Origin of the sequence: Moorena sp. SIO1G6, assembly GCF_010672795.1 — a bacterium.
Lineage (GTDB): Bacteria > Cyanobacteriota > Cyanobacteriia > Cyanobacteriales > Coleofasciculaceae > Moorena > Moorena producens.
This window is the reverse complement of the sequence record NZ_JAAHFZ010000167.1, coordinates 1-1,697: the sequence shown is the minus strand read 5'-3', so window position 1 is coordinate 1,697 and position 1,697 is coordinate 1. Positions and strand designations below refer to the sequence as shown.

The window sequence follows — 1,697 nt, the reverse complement described above, 5'->3', positions numbered from 1 at the left end:
CTATGCTTTATAAACATCTTTCTTAACATAAAACTTGACAAAAAGAGTCAAGTGTGTGTTCTTGCTAGAATCGCCTCTGGCATCTATTATCACAAATATGGAACAATGGATATTGAAAGAGCTAGGAAGAACAGATTTAGGAGACAAAAGAAGAACTAAAAGGTTCATGGAAATTGTCTCTAATTTAAGCAAATCACCGTCCGCAACAGTGCCAACGGCAAGTGGAACTTGGGCAGCCACAAAGGCCACATATGATTTTTGGGATTCCCCCTACATCAAACCATCAATGATTAGACAAGGGCACATAGAGGCGACACAGGAGCGAATTTCTCAGCATCAAGTGGTATTGGCCATACAAGATACCACAGAACTCAACTATACAAAGCAAAAAGCACTGTCTGGAGCTGGATATCTTGATAGCAAATATGCAACAGGATTAAAAGTGCATTCAGTCTTGAGTGTAAGCAGTAAGGGATTGCCACTGGGTATACTCGACCAGTATGTTTGGGCAAGAGAAATAGAGGAATTGGGAAAAGCAGAGCAAAGAAAAAAAAGAACGACGGCACAAAAAGAGAGTCAAAGATGGCTAGATGCCTTAACCAAAAGCGAACAGCTGATACCAGAATCAAAAAAAGTGGTAACGATTACTGACCGAGAAGGAGATTTTTATGATTTATTTGCTTATCCTCGTCGCCTCAATTCAGAGTTTCTGATTAGAGCAAGTCAAAACAGGTGTTTAGATTCTGGTGAGAAGTTATGGTCAGGAGTAGAATCTAGTTCTCACCAAGGTCATATGACAGTAGAGGTCAAACGCAATCCTACTAGGAAAGCCAGAAGAGCTACTTTAAGCATTCGTTATACTACTGTGACGATTCAACCACCTCAGAATCGAGGTAAAAAAGAACAACTAGCGCCTCAAGAGTTACAGGCAATTCTAGTCACTGAAGAAGATGCACCACCAGAAGTGGAACCGATTCAATGGTTACTGTTAACTACCTTAGAGATTAATTCTATCGAAGATGTAGAGCAATATGTACGATGGTACAGTTATCGTTGGCTAATTGAACGCTACCACTATGTATTAAAAAGTGGTTGTCGCCTGGAGCAGTTACAACTGAAAACAGCTCAACGATTAGAGATGGCCTTGGCAACTTATAGTATAGTTGCTTGGCGTTTACTCTGGCTTACTTATTTGGCTCGCCATTGTCCTGATGTTAGTTGTGAAGAGGTCTTAGAATCCTATGAGTGGCAGGCACTTTATGCGACGATACATAAACAAATTTATCCTCATCAGAAACCGCCAAACCTATCACAAGTAGTGCGTTGGATTGCACAATTAGGCGGTTTTTTAGGCCGAAAAGGTGATGGTGAACCAGGAGTTAAAGTTCTCTGGCGTGGACTAAGACGATTGGATGATATTTCAGAAACTTGGCACTTTTGTCAAGAGCTGGAACATCACTGAGCCAACATTGATGGTGCTGATTAGATTGGTTGAGCTGTCTATAGTGCAGGGGTGTATGATTTGCCACAAGTACCATAGAGTATTTATAGGGGGAAAGCGCCGAAATGAAGATTAGCGATCGCACTCTTATACACACTTAACTCTTTTTGTCAATTTAGGGCGATCGCCTCTCTATGCACACTTGACTCTTTTTGTCAAGTTTTATGTTAAGAAAGATGTTTATAAAGCATAGCTT

1 protein-coding gene is annotated in these 1,697 nt (G+C 40.7%); it reads left to right on the top strand.

From position 1 onward, the window contains the following. Positions 1–97: 97 nt before the first annotated feature. Positions 98–1,462, top strand: a complete 1,365-nt coding sequence (locus F6K63_RS36760) for an IS4 family transposase (protein ID WP_287315005.1) — start codon at positions 98–100, stop codon at positions 1,460–1,462. The last annotated feature ends 235 nt before the right edge of the window (positions 1,463–1,697 follow it).

What these genes read in the sequence shown, in the direction of transcription:
- F6K63_RS36760 (WP_287315005.1), top strand. Translation starts at nt 98, where the DNA reads ATGGAACAATGGATATTGAAAGAGCTAGGAAGAACAGATTTAGGAGAC.